The organism is Mucilaginibacter sp. SG564 (assembly GCF_013149275.1).
Classification (GTDB): domain Bacteria; phylum Bacteroidota; class Bacteroidia; order Sphingobacteriales; family Sphingobacteriaceae; genus Mucilaginibacter.
The window spans coordinates 220,315-243,085 of record NZ_JABGNA010000004.1 but is presented as its reverse complement, the minus strand read 5'-3'; the positions used below and the strand labels follow the sequence as shown (position 1 = coordinate 243,085).

Sequence of the window (22,771 nt, the reverse complement as noted above, 5' to 3'; positions counted from 1 at the left end):
AACAATTAAAAACTGGCGTATGCCCTTACCGGGAATGTGCCCACGCCTTTAAATTTGGGTGGTACGGCATTGAACTTATAACCACTCTCGGGTAATTTGTCCAGGTTGCATAAGTGCTCTGTTATCAGTATTTCGGCGCCCAGTAAAATAGTATGTACCGGGCGACTTTTGCCCTTGGTATCATCAATGTTATGGCTATCAATGCCTACCAGTTTTACGTTACATTCCTTCAGATATTCAGCTGCTTCGGCAGTAAGGTATGGGTGGCCTTCAAAATACTGCGGTGTGTTCCAGTGTTTTGCCCAGCCCGTATAAACTAATACGGCTTTATTCCTGATCTCTTTACCGGTAAAATAGCTCTTGCCAATTTCGGTTGCATTTTGGGCGTTAATGGTGATAGCATCCAGATCGGCAAAGCGCTCCAGTTCTATTTCTGACAAATCTTTACCATGGGCAAAGCGGTGGAAAGGGCAGTCGATATAAGTACCGGTATTGGTTACCATTTCAATTTTTCCGATCTGAAACTCTGTTCCCGGTTCATAGTTGGCTTTGGATTGCTCCCGACTCAGGTAATCGCAAATGATAGGCGCGGGTAAGCCTTTATAAGTTACCAGGCCATTAAAAATGGTGTGACTCAGGTCGATATATTTTTCATCAGGTACGAGGTTAACCGCCTGGCGCTTGTGTTTTTCTTCGATGTAGTATTTGTTCAGAATGGCAACCTTACCAACCATAAGCAGTTGCATATCGTTTACAATATAGTCGGCCAGTTCCTGGTCGCTGATGGTATCGCCGGCAATATCCAGGCGAAAATCCTGGCCCTGGATGCCGCCGCCATTGGTGAAAGAAATATCAAAATCAAAAACTACTCTTTTATCGGGCATGGTTGTTTGGTCTGTTTTGGTGATGGGATCAATATGGCCAAAAAAACTTTTTAAACCTTAAATTTTAACATTTTTTTAGTCGAAACAGGGGCAAAAACAGTTTAAAAATTATTCAAAATCATTGATTTTAACAAATTTCAAGTCCGTTTTGATGCGTTTTTTAAACTTTAAAAAGTATTAAAGAGTATTAAAGAGTTAATTATAAAATAACTAAATGCTAAGCGGTCGGCTTTTTTGTCTGGGGTTATTCCTTAACAAAACAGCCCGGATGTCTGCTGAAAGACATCCGGGCTGTTGATTGAAATAAAGATACTAAAATTTGGTTGGAATATCCATAAAATTCAGTCATGCCGAACTTGTTTCGGCACCCCACGGGTAAGATATTCAATATGCTGGTTAACTCGTCCTGTGGGATCCTGAAACAAGTTCAGGATGACTCCTATGTGCTCCTCTCGTCCTTCGTCCAATGATCCTCTAATCTCACTTATCTATCTTCAAATACCTATAGATCAGCAAAAGGATACAAAGTATACCCGCTGCCGAGATAAGGGAGCTTATGGTTATGGCGTGTACTATGGCTTCGGGGCCGCCGTTGGTCATGGCGCCAAATACGGCTACGCCCATGGCTCCTGCAGCCTGCCGGGTGGTATTTAGTACTGCTGATGCCGTGCCTGATCGTGTTTTGGCCACGGTGGATAGGATACCTGTGGTCATGGCGGGTACGGAAAGGCCCATACCCAGGGGGATAATAATAAAGGGAAAGAACAGCTGCCAGTAAGGCGTATGGGCATGAGCGATGAGCAGTCCCGCATAACCGATAGCGCCAATGGTAAGCCCGGTGATGATGGGTACGCGTGTGCCATATTTGGCCATCAATTTAGCACTGATGAGGTTGGAGATGATAAATCCGGCGGTAAGCGGCAAAAAGGCCATGCCCGCGGTGAGCGAAGGATAGTGCAGTACATTTTGCAAGTACAGGCTCAGCACAAATACGGTACCGTAATAGGTAGCATTTAATACAATGCCTTGTAATACCAATACATTAAAAACGGGCGACTTAAACAGGTCAAGCGGTAGGATGGGGGCTTTGGCTTTCTTTTCTATCCGCAGAAAAATGATGAACATAATAGCGCTGAAAATCAACGCGCCATAGATGATGGGATTGTTAAAACCGAGGTGGTGTAATTCAATAATAGCGGCTATAAGCGCGGTAAGGGCCAGCATCCAGGTAAACTGACCAGGAATATCAAAACCTTTGTTTTCGTGCTTCTCGCTTTCCTGTAGCTTTATGCTTAGTAAGATGCCGACAAGGCAGATAGGTACGTTCACAAAAAATATCATGCGCCAGTTGCTCACATGCATCAGCAATCCGCCCAGGATCGGTCCGGCGGCAATGGATACGCCACCGGCGGCTGTCCACCAGGCAACGGCTTTGCTGCGCTGGGTGGCCTCGTGGGCAAAGCTCTGGTTTAGGATAGATAAGGAGCTGGGGATCATGGCTGCTGCCCCTATGCCCTGCAACACACGGAAAGCAATCAAACTAAAAGGATTCCAGGCAAAGCCGCAACCCGCAGATGCGATACCAAACACCAACAGGCCAAACTGGAAAAGGCGTTTTGAACCCAGCAGATCGCTCATTCCTCCTGCCGATAGCATCAGCACCGCAAAAGCGATGGTATAGGCATCAACTATCCACTGCAACTCGCTGATATCTGCTTTGAACGAGGCTGAGATCTGCGGTAGCGCGATATTCACGATGGATACATCCAGCTGCGATACCACAAAGGCCAGACTGGTGGTGCCTACTATAAAAATAAATGGTGATTTTGTTTGGTGTCCTTTGTTTACCGCCGTATCTGCCATGATTTGTAACTATTAGTTTACAACACAAAGATACCTCCCTCAAAAACATTACACTTCGGTTTTAAATGAAATATGATATTCATATCGAATATGAATAAATGTTTTTGTTGTTTTTGTCCACTTAGGGTATCCCGAAGATGATACCATGGGGATGGAAGTCATTTTTAATTTCCTCCCCACGGGAGGGGTGCGTAGGGTAGGTGTAATGGGAGGGAGGGGTTTCTACGCGCGATGATTATCCTTGTTCCATAAACCCCTTCCTCCCCTTCCCGAGGGAAGGAATCGCACAAAGCTTTCGCTCTTTTGATGGATGCCATGGAGCTCAGTCGAAGTATGACAACCCCTCGCTGGTGCACGTGACACGTGCGTCAGCATTAGCCAATTATACGCTAAATATCAGCTTTACGATCGTCCAGTCGTTTGAAGGATAGGATAAACAGGATTCCTAAAAATGAAAAGAGCATGCCATACATGATTCCATTAAAGGCACCCATTAAGCGTTTAGATCCCGCGTAAGCACATAGCCTGAGATAAAAAAGCCCGATAACAAATCCTATTAATTCCTGCATGTTTATTTAAAAGTACGAACAGTAAGCTAATTTAGCTCAACCTGGTTAATTTATTTCACCTCAGGCGGCACCATGCTCACCGCTGTACTTGTCGGGAAGTTTTTTGGTAGGGGAAAAGTCACTTTGCCGGTTCCAAGCCATTCCACGGCCCTGATCATGGTGGTTTGAAAACCTACGCAGCGATAGCCGGGCGGATAAGTATCACCTTTCCATAAATGGCCCATGCTGGATACATAAACCTTTCCCTTGCCATATTTCACTATCCATTCCACAGGCCAGTTGATGCCCGTGAGCGGATCGTTGGCGTAGGAGAGTACCTTGAGGTTTTGTGCTGGTCCGCGTGCAAATCGGTACAGCTCAACATCGGGGGTAAGCCATTGTTTAGGGTAGGCTGCATTTATGGGGTGCTCATTCAATACGCAGATCAGCAGGTTGCTCCGGTCGTTATGATAGGTATCCTGGCCCTGGCCGGGAGGTATGCTGTCTATTTTACCTAAGGAATCAACCCGGAGCGCGTAGCCAAAGTTTTTTGACCGCCAGCCTAAGCCTATCATTTGGTTATACCCGGGCCAATCGGGGTAAGCGTTATTAGCGGAATGCAGGATATATAAGCCGCCGCCATTTTTAACATAGTTTTCCAGTTCACGCTGTACGCGTAAGGGCCATTTTAGCTTGGGGTTCTGGATATTGTTGGTATTTTGAATAACTACATCATATTTTTTAAAGTTGGGTTCCCAGTTGGATTGCACAGTAGTATCCTGCAGGTTTATGGGTATGGTGGAAACTGTTATTTGAAACAGACCCGGTCCTTCCAGTATCTGCTTAACCATTTTGGTGGTCTGTTTCCAGTCGTGGTTGCTGAAACCATCTACAATAAGTACACGGATGATTTTTTTATGGCGATTTTTAGCGCACACTACAGCGCATAACAGGCAGGCGGTAATGATGAGGCTATATTTAAGATATTTCATGGAATTAATTTGCGGTATAAAGATAGGATAAGCAGCTACCTGTGTGGTATGGCAACGAAAGCCAAAACGTAAAAAAGTTGTTGTAAAAGTTTTATAAAAAGGCAGTGCTCATCGCCTTTGTATTCGCCTGCATTTTTCCCTTCACGCGTTATTGCGGGGAGCGAAGCAATCTCCTAAGTTGTGCAGAGTGGCTTTACAAGGCGTATACCCGCTCTTGGCCGCGGGAGGGCCAGTTACTTTTGTCGCCACAAAAGTAACCAAAAAGGCCTCAGCAGAGAGGCTTCTTTGCGCTCATAGCCTTTACCCTGCAAACCGGGCAGAACCACGGGCTGCAATTATTTGCCCTACTTCGTTCACGCAATCCTTATGTTTCTGCAAAACTTGCTATGCCCTTGCTGCCGCACCGGGCCACCATTGTTCTGCCCGCTTTCACCCGAAGCTTATCTGCTGACGGGGAAAGAAAAAACGCGCGTCATTTCAATGACTTGCTGGGGGAATGGGTTCCAACCCTCTTTCCGCCAAAGCCGGAGAGAGGGTGGTCCAGCGAAGCGTAGACCGGGTGAGTTGACTATGCGACATGCGAATATTCTTATATAACTTGTTTATAAAACCCTTTGTATAGTATATTTAGGTCTGTAGCTTATTGGGCTAAACTTCATTTACCTTATAAAACAACACAATGGCTCATATCAAACGAAGGGTATTTATCAAAGGCACCTTGCTGGCGGGTGCAGGTACAGTTCTTGGTCCGCAGATTATCAGGGCAGCAGAAGAGCGCGTAAGCATAAAATCTGCCGATAAGCCAATCATGGCAAGCGGTAAAAAAGTAATTGTCGCAGGTGCGGGGATAACGGGTCTTTGCTGTGCTTATGAGCTGATGAAGGCCGGGCACGAGGTAGTGGTACTGGAAGCAAGCGGTCGTTATGGCGGCCATGTATTTACCGGGAGAGATGGTTTATCTGATGGCCTCTATGCCGATTTTGGTGCCGACCATATTACCAAGCCCGGCTATGAACGTTTTTTTGAATATGTGGATGAATTTAAGCTCAAGGCCATCCCATACCCGCATGCCGAGGGCTCTGAGGCCGCGCCGGATAATCATACCCTGAAAATGATTGATGGTAAATTTTATACACCCGAAATGATGAAAGATCCAGCGGTGTTGGCCAAATTCGGGTTTAATGAAAAGGAGATCAAATTTCTGTCGCAAAATCCCATGTATGCTCTGAACGATTTCTACCTGAAACCGTACCTGGATAAATTTACCGATCCATATCAGCCATTTGGCGTTGGTTATGATGATTACGACCAGATAGCCATAAGCCAGATCTATAAAAAAGAAGGCGCTTCGCCGGGTGCGCTGCGGTTTTTGGGTGGCAGTACAACCAATGCCCTGTATGTGCTTTGGCGGTCGGCTTTGATGAAATCCCGTGGTATACCGTCATCAGAAGGGGATACCTATCACCTGAAGGACGGTAATGAACAATTGCCCATCGCTTTTGCCAAACGCCTGGGTGCAAGGGTTAAATTGAATCATCCGGTTACGGCCATTAAGCATGATAGTACAGGGGTAACAGTATCCTACAAAGCTTATGGTATGACACAAGTGCAGGAAATGAAGGCCGATTTCCTGGTGAATTGTATCACGCTGCCTATTTTTAAAAATATCCCGGTTAGCCCTCCATTGTCGCCGGCTAAGCAGTATGTGGTTAACCGTATGGGTTATTCTTCGCACCCTTTTTATGTGTTCGAGGCCAGTTCCAAATTCTGGCTCGAAGATGGGTTCAAAACCATCAATATGGAGTTTGAGCATCCGGATATTTCCTCCATATGGGAAGAAACCAACGAGGTAGATACTCAGCGCGTGATCCTGAAAGCTTTTGGCCCGGGCGGTATTTCGCCCGAGCGTGTCCTGGCTGCTTTCAGGTCCGTTTACCCGGGCAAACATGATACGATAGAACAAGCCTTAACTTTCGACTGGACAAAAGACCGCTTTGCCCCGGCCTGCGAAATGCAGCCTTTCCCGATAGGCACCATGCGCAAATTCTGGCCGCAGGTAATGCTGCCCGAAGGACACATCTATTTTGCAGGTACTTATGCCGATAATATGAGCCGTGGGATGGAGTCGTGCATCCGCTCGGCGCAGCGGGTAGCGCAGGAAATTGGCAAGGTATGACAGAACATTACTAACCGGGTGTATAGCCAACTCACCCGGTCTACGCTGCGCTGGACCGCCCTCTCTCCGGCTTTGCCGCAAAGAGGGCACACTTTCTCTTATTTTTTGTCATCCTGAGGAACGAAGGATCTACTCTGCAATTGAAAAGTTCAATAATAGATGCTTCACTCCGTTCAGCATGACAAATCTTTTCCCCCTCTATGCGCGAAGCGCAGACGGGTGAGTCGATATCCTACTTCATTTGATTTTACAATTTATTAAACATTTGTTATCCTTTTACAATCCGCTTTCTTTAATATCTTAGGCTCCTTAAAACCGGTATTTAAGCAACGGTTTTGCCCGATATATGAAACGCAGAGATTTTGTAAAAAACGCTACGCTTACCGCCCTTGGCGCATCGCTGATTGGTCCCTTAGAGGCTTTTGCTGAAGAACGGGTTACGCATCTGGACAGCGACGACGTATCGCCCCGGGCAGCGCTGGCCGATGAATTTAAGCTGCACTTTTTGGCCGTTGGCGACTGGGGCCGGAACGGCGAATATGACCAGGCCGAAGTAGCCAAACAAATGGGGCAATGGGCCACCGCGCATCCCAATGATTTTGTGGTATCGGTAGGTGATAATTTTTATCCCAAAGGCATCATCAGCGAAATGGATCCGCAGATACATTACTCTTTTGAAAATATCTATACCGCGCACTCCTTACAGTGCGACTGGTATCCCATTTTAGGCAACCACGATTACCTGACCGATCCCGACGCGCAGATTCGCTATAGCAAGGTAAGCCGCCGATGGAACATGCCTGCGCGTTACTACTCCAAAGAGGTTTCGTTAGGTAAAGATAAAGGCAGCGCTCTGCTGGTGATGATCGATACCGATCCTATGTTGCATGAGCATCTGAAAGATTATGTGGATACGCAGATGCAGTGGTTGCGCAAAACATTGAAAGAAGCATCTGCAGATGTGAAATGGAAAATAGTGATCGGCCACCACCCGTATTATACGGTTGGGCCGCGTATAAGCAATTTTGATACTTTAACTGTGCGGAAAATATTACCGCAGATATTTGAGGAGCATAAGGTTGATGTTTACCTGTCGGGCCACGATCATTCCCTGCAACACCTGAAACCGGAAGGTTTTACTCACCAGTTTATCTCGGGCGCAGGCTCGGAGCTCACGCCTGTAACTGCCGGGGTATCCTACAGCAAGTTCCAGGCATCTGAACACGGCTTTATGGCGTTCTCGGTAAATTCCAGCAAGCTCAATGTAAAAGCCATTAACCAGGTTGGTAAGGTGATTTACGAAACGGAACTGACGAAATAGTTTTTAGTCGATGGTCCATAGGCAATAGCTGGTGATTGGCTTGCCCCTCCCCACATTTGGTGATAGGCTATTTCAACGGTATACTTTATACTTGCCGTAAACATTTACCAAAACCCCAACATATGAACTTATATAGTGAAACAACAGGGAATGGTGGGCATTTCCTGATATTTGTACACGGAAACTCCCAATCTTTACATACCTGGGATAATGTGATAGCCCAGCCTGTGTTACAAAAGTACACCAAAGTAGCGGTTGACCTGCCCGGACATGGCTCGTCTTTTCGCAGTACCAATCCTGAAGAGGATTATACAGCAAAAGGGCTTGCAGCGCACCTGAATGCTTTTTTAAAGCATTATGCCGATAAAAAATACATCTTGATAGGCACCTCATTAGGCACCAGCATTATCAGCGAACTGAATCCGTTCCCGACATCGTGTAAGGGCGCTTTATTATCGGCCGCTATGCTATCGTCCAAAAACATTACGGTTAAAGATATGATACAGCCCAATATCGGGGTAACGGCAGCATTTCAGGCTCATCCATCCGAAGAAGAGATCGATTACCTGATAGACAGGTTTATTTACCTGGCAGGCGATGAAGTTAAAAAGCACTATAAAACGGTATTTAAACAAACCGATCCGGATATGCGGGGCTACCTGGGGCAATCATTGGGCAACCCCCCGGCAATTGATAAGGTAGCCAATATTACATCGGCCGGGATACCGGTAGCTGTAGTTTATGGTGAGCAGGAAGGCATAGTAAAGGCTGATTACCTGAACCGTACTATTTTGCCTAAATGGCGAGACCAGATCTTCAGGATCAGCGATGCCGGGCACTGTATCGAGCTTGATCAACCCGAAGCCATGTCCGCACTTATTGGAGAATTTGCGGAGGATTGTTTTAGGGAAAAATAGTTTTTGACCATGGCCGATGGTCTATAGACGATGGTCCATGATTCATAGACAATAAATAGTTCATTGACCATAGTCAAAAAACACCATGTCAATTGCGAGGAGGAACGACGAAGACAACCGACCGGAGGGCGCTTATTTAATACCTTTAAAACCAAACAAAATATTAATAATCTCGTGGCATGTATAAACGCGGGTAGGTTGCTTCACTAAGTTCGCAATGACATATTTTTTATTTTTATTCCTTGCTCCAAAAATCTCGCCGTTACGGTACCTGGTTAATATGTGATACGGAGAATTTTAGTCCCATGATGCCGATCATGATGAGGGAGATAAAGAAAACTTCCATCCAGGTAATGGTTTTATTAAAGAAAGCCATTTCGGCTATTTTGATGAACACGAGGGTAGCGGCCGTCCAGATGGCGTATGCAGTGGCTGTAGATAGCTCTTTGATAGCCAACGAGAAGAAATATACATTACACACTCCAAACAGGATATAGCCCAGCAATGGCGCCAATAACGGGAAGCTTACATCAACGCGGTAAAAGTTGTGCCAGGTAAGCAGTTTCAAATCGCTTAGTTTAAAGTATTTTACCGAGAACGTCCACGCGGTTTCAAATACTGCTGCTATGATGATATATATCCAGGCCAAAGGTTATGGGATTATTGCAAAATCTCTTCTTGCGGGTGAGTGGTTATGGTGGTGTTGATAGCTTGTGCCGTTATATTGGTAGTTGCTTTTGAGTCTTTTTTATTAAATGGTGACAGCAATATCGATAAAATATTCGGTCGTAGATTATAGTAGCGCTCAAACCATTTGTATTTCAATAGTTTTTTTTCGTCGAAGCGCTTCACCGAAAAGGCGTGCTGCATAAAATAGTCACGGGGATATTCGTAGCCAAGGCCCCAGTTTTCGCGCTCGTTGCCGGGTGCATGCCCCGGGTCATAAGCGCTGCCAAACAAGTGATCCCAGATGGCAAATTTGGTAGCGAAATTGGCATGGAAAACTTCGATGTAATTGGCATGGTGCCATAAATGCAATTCAGGAGTGTTGAGGATGTATTTGAGCTTGCCCAGTTTTACATTCACATTGGCGTGGATGAACATACCAAACATAGCATCCAACAGGGCTTTGATGGGAATTACTGCCGGATCGGCACCTAATAAAATGATAGGTGCGAATTCAATGGTTTGGTTGATGATGATCTCGATGATGTGCGAGCGAGATCCAGACAGAAAATCAACTTCTTTGCCCGAATGATGGGCCTCATGTGTACGCCAAAGGAACTTGCTGCGATGCTGTAAGCGATGGAACAGGTAGATGTACAGATCGTGCGTCACCAGGAAAAACAATACCTGCACAGCTATTGGCCAATGCGTTACAAATTGAAAGGAAGACCAATCAAAATGATGTTGAACAGGGGCGATGATGTAATCAAATATCAGGATCTTTAAGAAATAGCTTTGTATCAGCGTATACCAAACCAGGTCGATCCAAAAACCTTCCCTGAAAAATTTTAATCCCTTGCGATAGGGCGATATCCGTTCCCAGGCAATGATGAATATGATCCACAAAACCAGTATAGTGGTTGTAACAGTAAGTAGTTTTTCCTGTGGCATTTTTTAGTTTGTATCAAGTAGTTAGTATCAAGTATCAAGTACCAGGATATCGTTTATAGACGGTTTTCAAAAGTCTCGATACTTGATACTAACTACTTGATGCTAAAGTAAACTATATCGCTGTCCAGCCGCCGTCAACCACGAGATTGGCGCCAGTCATGTATGCGGATGCTTCGCTGGCTAAAAATATCAGCGCGCCCTGGTAATCGTTTGCTTTGGCCATACGGCCCAATAATGTTTTGGCCGAATAGTTCTCAACAAAAAAATCATTCTGGTTATTCTCTACACCACCCGGCGAAAGAGTGTTTACCCGAACCCCTTTATTACCCCAATAGGCAGCCAAAAAACGGGTAAAGTTGATGACCGCACCTTTGGTTACCGGGTAGGCGGCAGATTTATAAAAATCCTGCTCGCCCTGAGGGTTTTTGTATATAGACTGATCGGGTCCTACCATACCGTAGGTAGAAGCTACGTTGATGATACTACCCGAATGCTGTTCGGCCATCACCGTACCAAATACCTGCGAGCAAAGGAACACCCCTGTTACGTTTACATTGAGCGATTGCTGAAAGGCCGTAAGCGGGTAATTTTCAAATGCCGAAAGCTCTTTAGCCATAGCGGGGTTCTCGAACATATCGTTAATGGCAGCATTGTTCACCAGTATATCGATGCTGCCATAGCGGGTCAGTATTTGATCGCGGGCAGCTTCCAGGGAATGTTTATTGGTTACGTCGATCTTCAGGCCGCCATGCTGTTCGCCCAGATTGGCGGCAAAGGCTTCTACCTTTTTTTCGTCTATGTCGGCAGCTACCACATTGGCGCCGGCCATGGCCAATGCTTCGCAATGCTTTTGCCCGATAAGCCCCAGTGCCCCGGTCACGATAGCCGTTTTTCCCTGTAATGAAAATAGTTCCATATATTTTTATAGGAGAATCAAGATAATAAGAGTCAGGATAGTACGAAGCAAGAATCAAGACAAAACCTTTGTTGGATACCTTTTATCATTCTTACTTTTTTTAATTCCTGGCTCTTGATTCTTACTATCTTGATTCTCTCCTCTTATTTATAGTGCCGCTGTTTTTGGCTTAATGTTATAATTGCTCACCTTGCGGAAAACGGCTTCCAGTACTTCGCCTTTTAAATAGCTTTTTACATCGCCGCTTAAAATGGCTTCTTTAACTACCTGCAATACGTCGCGGTAGGCTAAAAGGGTGTAGTCGATATCCTCAGAGGTATGGCTGAAACACATGTTATGGAAACCGGCCCAAAGGATACCGCGTTTGATCATTTCCTGCTGCATCAGGGTTTTCAGTTCCAGTGCGTTGCCTGCTTCGGGGGTAAAAGTTACCATGCTGCGGCAGTTGTAACCAATACAGCGGGTATACTGATCCATACCTAATGATATGGCGATCTGGTTATAGCCATCTTTTAGCAAAGCACCATGCTGATCAAGGTATTGCGGTACGTTCTTGTCGCGCAGCTCGTTGATGGTAGCTATACAGGCTGCTAATGATAAAGCCTCACCGCCAAAGGTGGTATAACTGAATACTTCGGAATTAAAAAGCTCCATCACATCCGCTCTGCCTGTAAGCAGGGCTATCGGCATGCCATTGGCACATGCCTTGGAGAATACGGCAAGATCGGCCTTTACGTTAAAATATTCCTGCGCACCGCCTAAAGCAATGCGGAAGCCTGTCCACATTTCATCAAAAATGAGCAGGGTGCCGTTTTCGCGACATGCCTCGGCCAGTTCCTGTAAAAAGCCGGGTTTAGGAGCTTCAAAAATAAAAGGCTCTAATATTAGGGCAGCCACGCTCTCGTCTAAAGCTGCTTTTATCGAATCGATGTCGTTGTATTCAAAAGTATAGGTAAGATCCTGAATAGCTCCGGGGATACCTGCGTTACGACTGGTGATACCGATGTACCAGTCATGCCAGCCATGGTAACCACAGCAAAATACTTTATCCCTGCCGGTAAATGCACGGGCAACACGGATGGCTGCCGAGCACACATCAGCGCCTGTTTTGGCTATCTTAACAGCCTCAGCATTTGGGATCACTTGTTGTGCCAGTTCGGATAGTTCCACTTCCAGTGGGTGCATCAGCGAGAAGGTGATGCCATCATTCAATTGCTCGCGGATGGCATCATCAACAGCAGGGTAGGCGTAACCCAACGAAATAGGGCCAATAGCCGAGTTATAATCGATAAATTCATTGCCATCAACATCCCAAACGTGCGAGCCTTTGCCTTTTACCAGGTATTTAGGCGCTACGCCTTTGCTAAACTGACCCGGACCTTTAGCCAGGGTTTGGGTTACCGGTTTTTGAACTTTTAAAGCGCGCTCATATATTTTGTCCGACTCGGTGATGTCGGGATAGTTGTTGCTTAACTGTATTTTATTAGCCATGGTGAAATCTTTTTTATTCTGAAAACTCTGGGGTTAATATGGATGGTTGTGAGTACCCGGTTTGATAGCCTAAGATCCTTTCGGCTATTTGTTTGCCCGAGAAACCTTCGTTTTGTAATACATCGGGTAATAATGCTGGTTTGAACCATCTTTCTTTCAGGGCGATAGGCATAACTTTAGCGGTTGTTTGGTATTGCAGCAAAACCTCCGCAACAATAGTATACAGGCCGCCGGTCAGGAAATGGTCTTCGAGGGTAACAATGAGATTGCTGCTGGCGGCTACCTGTAGAATGATGGCTTCGTCAACCGGTTTAAGGCTGCGCATGTTCACCAGGCCAACGGATAAACCTTCGTTCTGTAATACTTCAACTGCGATAAGTGCCTGCTCAAACATCAAGCCATAGGTTAAAATGGTTACATCGCTGCCTGTACTGATCACTTCGGCTTTGCCTAATTCAAAAGGCTCATGCACGTGACTGGTTTTGCGTGTGTTGATGCGGGTATAGGCCGGGTTTGGCGATTTCCAGATCTCCGGCAGCATTTTTACCAGGTCGTCCTCATCCGCCGGGGCAAAAACGGTTACATTGGGGATACCCCGCATAATAGAAATATCTTCGATAGCCTGGTGGGTAGGGCCATTGGCATCTGATAAAAAGCCGGGAATAAAGCCGCTTAGCTTTGCCGGTAAATTGGCAATCCCCAAATCGGTACGTACAAACTCAAAGGCGCGCATGGTTAAAAAGGCAGCCAGGGCATGTACTACAGGTTTGCGGCCACGCAGGGCCAAACCAGCTGATGCGCCGATCATTGTTTGCTCGGTAATGCCGGTATCAATAAAACGTTTACCCAAAACCGCAGGCAGGTTACGCACCAGTGCCCGGTTCTCGGCTGTCATCACTATTACCTGTTCATCGTTCAGGGCCGTTTCGGTTAATAATTCTTCGTAAGTCATGGGATTATCTGACAATTAAAGTTTCTGATGTTAACGAGGTGGTATGTTCACCATGCAATTCCAATAAAAGCTGCTCAACTTCATCGGCCGAGAAGTTACAGAACCAACGGTCGGCGCGCTCCTGTATGCTGGGCAGGCCTTTACCTCTTACGGTATCGGCTATAACCACATTGAGTTTGCCTTGCTGAAAAGGATAGGCGCTAAAGGCATCATGTAATTCTGTATAGCTATGGCCGTTGATGCGTTTCACCGCCGCGCCAAAGGCTTCAAATTTTTGTGCCAAAGGCTCCAGCGGTATCAGATCCTCGGTGCGCATATTAGCCTGGAAATGGTTACGGTCGATCACAAAGATCAGGTTATCCAAATTGTAAGCATTGGCTACCAATACAGCTTCCCAGCAGGTGCCTTCGTTAAGTTCGCCATCACCCATAATGCAGATCGCTTTGTTATCGCTGCCGCTGATCTTCAGATCCAGAGCCACACCGATAGCTACCGAGGGTAGATGGCCCAATGAGCCTGAATGGAATTCAACTCCCGGGATATGGGTATTGGGGTGCCAGTAAATATGATCGTTCAAAGAAAGATGATTTTCCAGCCGCTCTTTTTCCAGGAAGCCCAGTTCAACCAATGTGCCGTATAAAGCAGGCACATCGTGGCCTTTGGAAAGGAACAGATAATCTCGGTTAACGTCTTTTAAGTTCGAGGGCGTCAGGTTCAGGAATTCGCCATACAGGTAAACAATCATGTCAACTGCCGATAAGGAGGCGCCGGTAAAGCAGCCGCCTGCGGTTGACATACGCACAATATGTTCGCGCACTTTTAGCGCTATGGCCTGTAATTCCTGCTCGCTATGTTTTGTGTTTTCCACGGGGTAATGGTTATAAATTAAATATTTTATTGGCTAACCGGCGCTTGTTTGGTTTGCTCCGGTTGTATGGTTTTTAACTCGTTTAAATGGTTGCGGTACCAGTTTACACCAGCATAACCGGCATTGATCTGGTAGATCTCGGGTTTGCGTTCCAACAGGTCTAGTATGTCGTCACAGGAGAAATTTTTGTTTATCGGGTAAAGCTCCTCAAACACCCTTTTGATAAACAGATAATCCTCCTGATAGTCGATCGTAAAACGATGCGACATGGAATAATCCAAACCCGTTTCCCAGGTAACATTACCAATATTGAACAGTTGCGGGTTTTCCCAGATATAAGGGGTGGTATGTTCCAACTCCAGATTTTTCTCCGCGTTTTCCCAGGCTTGTTTTAAGCAGGCCATAGTCATGATCTCCACATCGTTGCCATCGGGCCAGGTAGCGGGGTGCAGGTTGCTTACATAGTCGGGTGTAACGGTTTGATCAAAAAAGTAAGTAAGCACGCGGTCAATGGCCTGTGGATCTATCAGCGGGCAATCTGAAGGGATTTTTAATACAACATCGGCGTTGTGTTGCAAGGCCGCCTGGTAATGACGATCGAGCAGGTTGTTCTGATCGCCCCGGTAACAGGGGATGTTCAGCGAGTGGGCTTCCTGCTCAATAATATCATCCTCCGGGTTAACAGATGTAGCTATTACCACTGTGGCCTTATGCTGTATCATCTGCAGGCGCTCTATCATCATAGCCAATATAGTTTTACCCAAAACAGGTAACATCACCTTCCCGGGTAAACGGGTCGATGCCATTCGGGCCTGTACGATGATCACCATTTTTTAATTATTGAATTAGTGAGTTAGCGAATTAGTGATTTATTGAATTTGTCTTTGATCCAAAAGCCTTTGTTCCCAAAATCCTTGCTCTTTGCTCCCAAAGTCCTTGTTCCCTTAATAATTAACTACCAGTTGCTCGGTGTAAAAAGGGATACCTTGTGTATTTAAAGCCTTTTGTACATCAAAATTTTCCTGTGCGCCTTTATGGCTGATATATGCCCGGCATAACTGGGCTATTTTATTTGCCGATATACCTCCATTTTGAACGGGAGCGAGTCTTTTAAGCTCATCCACATCAAACCAGGAGTGTACCTTTTTGCCTAAAGCTATACCGGTATACACTACGGTTGAGTATTGGGTGATGAGTTCGCAGCAATTGGCTATCATATGGTTGGTATTACCTGCTTTGAAAATCATGGTACCTGCCGGTGCATATTTCCTGATCTCTTTTTCGGCGCGTTCTGCGTCTTCGTTTGGGTGTAGTTTAAACAGCAGTGGCCGACCGTTTGCTATTTCAACCGCACTTTTGATAAAAGCCGGCCGGTTCTCGAAACGATAGGTTTCACGCATATCGGTAGTTGCTACCATTACGTAATCATGGTGCGGAAAGTCGTTATCCCGAAATTGCTCCAGGTTATCGTAATTAGGCATGCCGGTAACCGCTATTTTATGACTATCCGTGCCGTTTTTAATAAAGTATTGGCGGTAGCCGGATGAGGCAGAACAATAAATGTCGCAAACATTTGCTGAGCCGTTTAATGAGGTGTTACCGCATAGAAAAGTAGGCAGCTTCAAGGTTTTTACTATTTTACTCAGCAGGGTATATTTATCAACCATGCCTTCCTGTACCCATACTGTTTTGGTTTTGCGCATGCGGTGGGGTACCAGTATGTCCGAGCAAAAAACTACCAGGTCGTATTGGTTTAACCGCGCACCATAATCAATTTGCAATCCGTGTTGATGAAGATATTTTTCGGAATTGGTACGGTAATAATTTGAAAGTATGGTGCCGTTAAGTAATGAAGTATGATTGATCAATAAATTTAATATATAGCTATCTGTAAATAGCTGACTAAACCAGCAATCAAACTCGGGCAGCTCGTTTGCTATCTGGTGCATTTGTGATGTTTGGTTTACAGAACCGGTAATGAACAGTATTTTCTGCATTTATAGTTTGATCACTAATTGTTAAGGCAAATGTTGTATGTTCTGGTATGCTTAACTTTATGGATATAAAATATTATAATAAATTATACACTAAATATTAAAACCATCGCAATGGATTAAAAGTATGGCTGTTACTTTTATTAAATGCTAATTTAAAGTTATGAAATAGTTAATTGTGCATTAGCTTAATTTTAACTTAACGCATTATATACTAATGATTTAAGTTTATTTGGCATTTGCCGAAAAAGCTACCCGCCTGGTTAAAAAGTTTTTAAGTTCGGGAAGTTTATCTGTATTGATCAGGTCGACGCCGCAGTCGAGCAATTCGTTCCAAACCGCCGGATTTTCGGGCGAAGCCCAAAGCCTTACTTTTTTACCGTACCGGTGTGCCAGGCTCACATATTTGCACAAACGTTGCTTTTGTAAAACCGGGAAAGCTCCACTGCCATTCCAATTAACCAGCCGGGAGTATTTACAGCTTGCGGTGCGGTAGATATTGGCCGATGAGGTATCCTGCTGAACCTTCATCAGATCTTCGTCAATAAAGGCCAAACGGTTTTGTTGGTTTTTAAGGATCTCCAAAGGTTTGTGTCCGGTTATTACTATCGTGATCTGGCGCTGAACAAATACACCATCCTCGTAACCCGAAAGTATGTTTTTGTATTTTTCGAGCACGGCCGACAGGGCTTGGTATGTTTTAACTGCGTTTGATTTAATATCGATCATCAGCGTAATGGGGTAAACAATACGTGATTCCTGTTCGTTTGAGCCGTTGATGCAGCTGGCCAGCGGATCGAGATAAAGACGTTCCAATGTACGGTGTCTTTTAAAAAACGGGAGCAAATGAGCTACAACGAGCTTTCCGCGCCTTAAATATATATCAGCTTCAATATGGGTATATCCGTTGTCCAAAGCATCGTACAAAGGGCGTTTGTGCCAGTAATCATTATGGGCAAAGGCATTGGCGAGCGGGACATTTTGGGAGTAGGCATTAAAGGCAGTAAATACCAGGAGTGTTACGAACAATAATTTCAGGTGCTTTAGGCAAAAGCTTGCTGCTTGCATCATTAATTGTTTTGTTGCCCGAAGGTACCTTTTAAATATGTTGTAAATATTAGCATATGGTTAACAAATTTTTTATTAATGTTTCTTAAGGAACAAGGATTTTTGGATCAAAGAGCAAAGACTTTGGGAGCAAAGGTTTTTGGATCAAGGAATAAGGACTTTTGGATTGGGGACTCTGGGATAAAGGGTAGGTACAAAAAAGAACAAGGAGCAAAGATTTTTTATCTTTGCTCCTTGTTCTAAAATTATGTATCAGGAAGAGGGAATCCTTGTTCTTTGCTCCCCTCATCCTTGCTCTAAGAATTAATAACCAGGGTTTTGAACCAGGTTAGGATTGGTTTTTAGTTCGGTTGATGGAATAGGGTATAACCTGCGGGTTGGATCTGTGTTCATTTTCAGATCGTCCGTTTTTCCACCCATTACCGGCAGCGGGTATTCTTTTTCAAATAGGCCGTAGCGGATCAGGTCATTACGGCGCCATGCTTCCCATGAAAGTTCGCGTGCACGCTCATCCAACAATCCATCCAGATCAATTGACGAGGCAGCTTGTGCATGCGCGCGGGCACGCAGTTTGTTTACTAAAGTAAGCGGAACTTGTAGGTCGCCGTTTACAGAGGTTGGTGTGGCTCCACGTAATATGGCTTCGGCTTTCATCAGGTAAATATCCGCTAAACGGAATACCGGTACGTCGTTACTGTTTAAACGTGTTGCCTGGATGATGTTAACATCCGGATAATATTTAATAGATCTTACGCCTTCGGCTTGTGAGGTAAGCACGTCGTTACCCAAATCCATAGGTTTCTTTCCGGTAAGGGTTAGTGTAGGTATAATGTTAATTTGTGTATTTGCGGGAACTCCTACAGTTCCTGCAGGATAGTAAACTGGCTGATTAGTAAAGCCGCCATTACCGTCAGGGTAAAATTGTGGACCTGCCAGCCAGGTTTTGGTACGGTCATCTCCAGGGATGTTAAAGCGGTTGTAAAACTCAGGTGTAGTGCTCATGGCAATACTTAAATTTACATTGAAACCGTATGCCTGTACCAGGTAGTAAAAGAAACCAAAACGGGTAAACTGGTTACCTGGTATTTGCTGGTCATAAGGAACAGCAAATATGGTTTCGTTGATCGCAGGGCCGTTGGTTGGTAAAAATATATCCCTGTATTTAGCATCCAGAAAGTAATTGGTGTTAGCCTGTACGCTATCGCACATGGTTACGGTTTCCTGGTAGCGGTTAGTGCCTACATATACCCCGGAGTTCAGGTACATTTTTGCCAATAAGGCAAATACCATCCCTTTTGTTGGGCGGCCGTATTGTGATACGTTTGTTGCCGCGTTACTGCTTTTGGCTGGTAATAAAGGTAAAACAGCTTTTAACTCGCTTTCAATAAAGGCGTATACTTTGGCACGTGGTTGTGTTGCTGGCTGTGTGGTCACCGGGAAATCAGTAATGATAGGTACATTACCGTACAGGTCCATCATGAAATACAGGTACAGGGCACGCATCGCTTTAACCTCGGCAATTGATGATTGTTTTTTTGCCTCAGATGACGGAGATGAGTTAATAACGCTAATGATACGGTTACAAGTGTTGATACCACCAAAACCCCATTGCCATACTCCTATTACATTTGGATGGTCAAAGGTCCAGGTATGGTAATGTAACTGCCTGTATTGACCGCCATCGTCAAAGTTACCATCACGGGCCGGTAAAATAGCCTCGTCTGTTGCCATGTCTTGCATGCGCCAGTACGGCACTGCATAACTTGATGACAGGTTGGAGTAAATAGTACCCAATAATGCGATATAATCTGCATCGGTTACCGGGAAGTTTGATTTTACGTACTGCGATTCAACAGGTACATTTAGTTTTGTACAGGAGAATGTGCCCATCGTCACAACTATCGCGGCACATAATATGAATATCTTTTTCATTTTTGTTTGTTTAACTGTTATTAAAATGATGCGTTTATACCTAAGCTAAAGGTGCGTGTTTTAGGATAAAAGTTCTTGTTATCGATACCCGGGGTTAAACCACCCATATCAATTTCCGGGTCAACACCGCGATATTTGGTGATGATGAAAATGTTATTACCTGAGGCATAAAAACGTAAGCTCTTAATAGCCTGAATGTGTGGTTTAATGGTATAACCCAAAGTAGCATTATCCAAACGCAGATAGGAGCCGCTTTCCAGGAAACGATCCGAGATCAGGTAAGCATTAACATCATTGAAGGATTCGCCTAAGGTAAATCTTGGGATATTTTGCAGTTTAGTGGCGGCAGGGTTATTCAAACCCGCAAGCGTCGCGTTTAAAATTTTATTACCGTATACACCACGAACTAAAAAATTAAGATCAAAGTTTTTATAAAAAAAGCTGTTGCTCCAACCATAAATTAGCTTAGGCTGTGCATCGTATTTAATAAACTGATCGTTGGTAGATGGTTGGGCAGCTATAACCGAGCCATTGGCAGTTTGAAAAGTACTCACACCATTGGCGTTTTTGCCCATATAATGCCACAGGTCAAATGTGCCAATAGCATAATCTGGCTGAATGATCTGGCTATAGTTACCAGATTGCCCTTGACCACCTAATTGGGCGGTTTGAATAAAGTTTAGCCCGAAATTACTGTTTGATATACTCTGTACAACGTTTTTGTTATGTGAAAAGTTTAATGACGTGCGCCAGGTAAAGCTTTGTGATTTTACAGGGATAGCGTTTAGAACAACCTCGATGCCACTGTTTTTTATTTTGCCTACGTTGGCCGTATAAAATGGGTAAAAATATTTTGTGGTTGATACGGGGTATGTATAGATCAAATCGGATGTTTTTTTTATATAATAATCAACAGAACCGGTAATGCGATTGTTGAGTATACCAAAATCCAAACCAATGTTGGTAGTAGCGGTACTTTCCCATTTCAAGTCTGGGTTATCATTACGCACTGGACCTATAGGGTTAACAATATTACCGTTGCTTAAAAATTTACCGCCACCTGGAGGCACACCGTAAATTAACTGGGCAGTAAAGGCGTCGAATCCTAAACTATTACCCGATACACCGTAACCAGCTCTTAATTTCAAATCACTGATAACCGGAACTGATTTCATGAAATCTTCGCTGGTGATCTTCCATCCGGCAGAAACCGCAGGGAAATAACCATGGCGTTGATTAATACCAAATGCTGATGAACCATCTTCACGGATCGACGCTTGTAAAAGATATTTATCTGAGAATTGGTATTGTGCACGTGTATAAAAGGATATTAAGCGTAATGTAGATATATAAGTTGGCGGTGTAGTACCGTTAACATTATAATTAGGGTTAAAAATAATCTGTGAAAGTTGAGTTGGGTTGGAGAATGCTAAATAATTATAAGCCAGGGCGTCATTAGAGAAATTTTGGGTTTGTACACCAAAGCCATCATTATCACGATTTTGTTGATAAGAATAACCGCCTAATAACTTCAATGAATGCTGGCCAAAAGTACGATCGTAATTAAAATAAGCTTCTACAACGTTACTGGTATTGGTATAAGCACTGCGCACGGCTACACCATTTTGGTTAACGTATATGGCCGATTGGCTGTTAGAATAGGTGTTAACGTTGTTTTGTTCTTTTTGGGTTGATCCTGTTATGGTAAACTTTAAACCGTTTATGATATCAACCGAGGCAAAACCATTGATCAGGGTTTTGTTATTTTCTGTTCTGGTAAAGTTATTATCTATTAACGACAATGGGTTTAATGGGCCACTTCCGGTCCTCTTTAGATTTTCTTTATAAGTGCCGTCTGGATTAAAAGGGCTTACTGTTGGTAAATAGAATAATATACCTGGTAATACCTGGCTTTGAAATATATCGTTATTCTTAGTAACGCTATTGGTTAGGGTGATGCCCAGTTTTAAACGATCGTTAAAAAAGCGCTGATTGATATAACCCTTGTAAATAGTGCGTTCAAGGCTGGTATTTTTTAATATACCATTGTTTTTCATATAATTTACACTTGCACCATACTCAGAATTGGTACCTGCGCCACCATAAGAAAGGTTGTGGTTTTGAGAATAGCCGGTTTTTTCGGCTAATTTTTGCCAGTTGGTGTTTGATCCATCGTCATCTATTGGTTTTAATAAGGGAGATACTTTATTGTCAGCTAAATATTTACGTAATTCGTCGCCTGTAAGTACATCAATATTTTTTGATACATTTTCAACGGCTGCATAAGCGCTGTATGTTAAGCGGGTTTGGCCAGCCTTAGCCTTACGTGTAGTAACGATGATTACACCATTAGCTGCGCGCGAACCATAAATAGCCGTTGAAGATGCATCTTTCAATACGTCGATACTTTCGATATCAGCAGGAGCTAAAAGGTCAATGGATGCCCCAGGTACACCATCAATCACATAAAATGGCTGCTGAGCAGCGCCTTCGCGTAAAGTTGATGGCCCTCTTAATATAGTTGATGGTTGTTTGTTGGGGTCGCCGCTTTTGGTAATGTTTAAGCCGGCTACCTTACCTTGTAACAACTCGGCAGGGGTGGTTAATACACCCGCGTTAAAATCTTCGGCTTTTACCGAGGTTATGGCACCGGTAACGTCCTTGCGGCTGGCTGTACCGTAACCAATAACTACCACATCTTTCAACTGTTTGGTATCAGTTACAAGCGTAACGTTAATTGCGGCTTTATCGCCTGTGGTAACCTCTTTAGGTACCGAACCCAGAAATGTGAATTTTAAAACATCATCTGGCCCGCTAACGGTAACCGAATAGCCACCATTGCCATTAGTGGTTGTGGCTTTGCCTGTGCTTTTAACAGTTACAACAACCCCTGGTAAGGGAGCGTTGGTTTCGTCGGTTACGGTTCCTTTCACAAGCCGGCTAGTTTGTGAAAAAGCTTGTAATGCGGTCAATAATATTGCGCAGGCAATGAGCAAGGCATGCCTGGATAAGTGATGTGTTTTCTGGAAAAAACAGTGGTAAATTTTTTTCATAATGTGTGTTTGGGACAATTAATTTAACTAAACTCAGGAATCGCATTTTTCCGCTGCAAAGGAATGATGCGCATGTTAGGAAATCATCAAGTGAACATTAGCTTTTTTCTTTAGGTTAAGGTTAGTGATTTGGTTAATTAGTTATATTTTTTGTATTAATTTATTGATTTTTAGTGTTT

Annotated in this window: 17 protein-coding genes; 3 read left to right on the top strand and 14 right to left on the bottom strand. The window is 44.3% G+C overall.

The window, feature by feature from the left end:
* Nucleotides 1-5 precede the first annotated feature (5 nt).
* The 3 genes from FHW89_RS10965 to FHW89_RS10955 form a co-directional block, all read right to left on the bottom strand.
* Nucleotides 6-884: a cyclase family protein gene (locus tag FHW89_RS10965; protein WP_172335079.1), complete on the bottom strand. Its 879-nt coding sequence runs from the start codon at nt 882-884 to the stop codon at nt 6-8.
* Between the two features lie 480 nt (nt 885-1,364).
* Nucleotides 1,365-2,747, bottom strand: coding sequence for an MFS transporter (locus tag FHW89_RS10960; RefSeq protein WP_172335078.1), 1,383 nt, complete (start codon nt 2,745-2,747; stop codon nt 1,365-1,367).
* Between the two features lie 619 nt (nt 2,748-3,366).
* Nucleotides 3,367-4,287 carry a ThuA domain-containing protein gene (locus FHW89_RS10955; protein ID WP_172335077.1) on the bottom strand — a complete coding sequence of 307 codons (921 nt, stop codon included), beginning with the start codon at nt 4,285-4,287 and terminating at the stop codon, nt 3,367-3,369.
* Nucleotides 4,288-4,966: 679 nt separating this feature from the next.
* Here FHW89_RS10955 and FHW89_RS10950 point away from each other — a divergent pair.
* The 3 genes from FHW89_RS10950 to FHW89_RS10940 all read left to right on the top strand — a co-directional run bounded on the left by FHW89_RS10950 (nt 4,967) and on the right by FHW89_RS10940 (nt 8,701).
* A complete protein-coding gene (locus FHW89_RS10950) occupies nt 4,967-6,463 on the top strand; it encodes an FAD-dependent oxidoreductase (RefSeq protein ID WP_172335076.1) in 1,497 nt (498 codons plus the stop codon).
* A gap of 346 nt (nt 6,464-6,809) precedes the next feature.
* Nucleotides 6,810-7,784, top strand: a complete 975-nt coding sequence (locus FHW89_RS10945) for a tartrate-resistant acid phosphatase type 5 family protein (protein WP_172335075.1) — start codon at nt 6,810-6,812, stop codon at nt 7,782-7,784.
* Nucleotides 7,785-7,906: 122 nt separating this feature from the next.
* Nucleotides 7,907-8,701, top strand: coding sequence for an alpha/beta fold hydrolase (locus FHW89_RS10940; protein ID WP_172335074.1), 795 nt, complete (start codon nt 7,907-7,909; stop codon nt 8,699-8,701).
* A 262-nt stretch (nt 8,702-8,963) separates the two neighbouring features.
* On the opposite strand, the gene FHW89_RS10935 is transcribed toward FHW89_RS10940, so the two are convergent.
* The 11 genes from FHW89_RS10935 to FHW89_RS10885 form a co-directional block, all read right to left on the bottom strand.
* Nucleotides 8,964-9,350, bottom strand: a complete 387-nt coding sequence (locus tag FHW89_RS10935) for a multidrug efflux SMR transporter (RefSeq protein ID WP_172335073.1) — start codon at nt 9,348-9,350, stop codon at nt 8,964-8,966.
* An 11-nt stretch (nt 9,351-9,361) separates the two neighbouring features.
* Nucleotides 9,362-10,318 (bottom strand): sterol desaturase family protein, encoded by a 957-nt coding sequence (locus FHW89_RS10930; RefSeq protein ID WP_172335072.1) that lies wholly within the window; start codon nt 10,316-10,318, stop codon nt 9,362-9,364.
* A gap of 112 nt (nt 10,319-10,430) precedes the next feature.
* Nucleotides 10,431-11,234, bottom strand: a complete 804-nt coding sequence (locus FHW89_RS10925; RefSeq protein WP_172335071.1) for an SDR family oxidoreductase — start codon at nt 11,232-11,234, stop codon at nt 10,431-10,433.
* Between the two features lie 147 nt (nt 11,235-11,381).
* Entirely contained in the window at nt 11,382-12,725 is a 1,344-nt protein-coding gene (locus tag FHW89_RS10920) for an aminotransferase class III-fold pyridoxal phosphate-dependent enzyme (protein ID WP_172335070.1), read from the bottom strand.
* Between the two features lie 13 nt (nt 12,726-12,738).
* On the bottom strand, nt 12,739-13,677 hold the full coding sequence (locus FHW89_RS10915; RefSeq protein WP_172335069.1) for a transketolase family protein: 939 nt from the start codon (nt 13,675-13,677) through the stop codon (nt 12,739-12,741).
* Nucleotides 13,678-13,681: 4 nt separating this feature from the next.
* The gene (locus FHW89_RS10910; RefSeq protein ID WP_371742444.1) at nt 13,682-14,545 is read right to left on the bottom strand and encodes a transketolase; all 864 of its coding nucleotides are present in this window, start codon (nt 14,543-14,545) and stop codon (nt 13,682-13,684) included.
* A 26-nt stretch (nt 14,546-14,571) separates the two neighbouring features.
* A complete protein-coding gene (locus FHW89_RS10905) occupies nt 14,572-15,375 on the bottom strand; it encodes a cytidylyltransferase domain-containing protein (protein ID WP_172335068.1) in 804 nt (267 codons plus the stop codon).
* 114 nt (nt 15,376-15,489) lie between these two features.
* Nucleotides 15,490-16,542 (bottom strand): hypothetical protein, encoded by a 1,053-nt coding sequence (locus FHW89_RS10900; protein WP_172335067.1) that lies wholly within the window; start codon nt 16,540-16,542, stop codon nt 15,490-15,492.
* Between the two features lie 225 nt (nt 16,543-16,767).
* Nucleotides 16,768-17,610 (bottom strand): phosphatidylinositol-specific phospholipase C/glycerophosphodiester phosphodiesterase family protein, encoded by an 843-nt coding sequence (locus FHW89_RS10895; RefSeq protein ID WP_253952218.1) that lies wholly within the window; start codon nt 17,608-17,610, stop codon nt 16,768-16,770.
* Nucleotides 17,611-17,910: 300 nt separating this feature from the next.
* The gene (locus FHW89_RS10890) at nt 17,911-19,539 is read right to left on the bottom strand and encodes a RagB/SusD family nutrient uptake outer membrane protein (RefSeq protein WP_172335066.1); all 1,629 of its coding nucleotides are present in this window, start codon (nt 19,537-19,539) and stop codon (nt 17,911-17,913) included.
* A 20-nt stretch (nt 19,540-19,559) separates the two neighbouring features.
* Nucleotides 19,560-22,592, bottom strand: a complete 3,033-nt coding sequence (locus FHW89_RS10885; protein WP_172335065.1) for a SusC/RagA family TonB-linked outer membrane protein — start codon at nt 22,590-22,592, stop codon at nt 19,560-19,562.
* Nucleotides 22,593-22,771 lie beyond the last annotated feature (179 nt).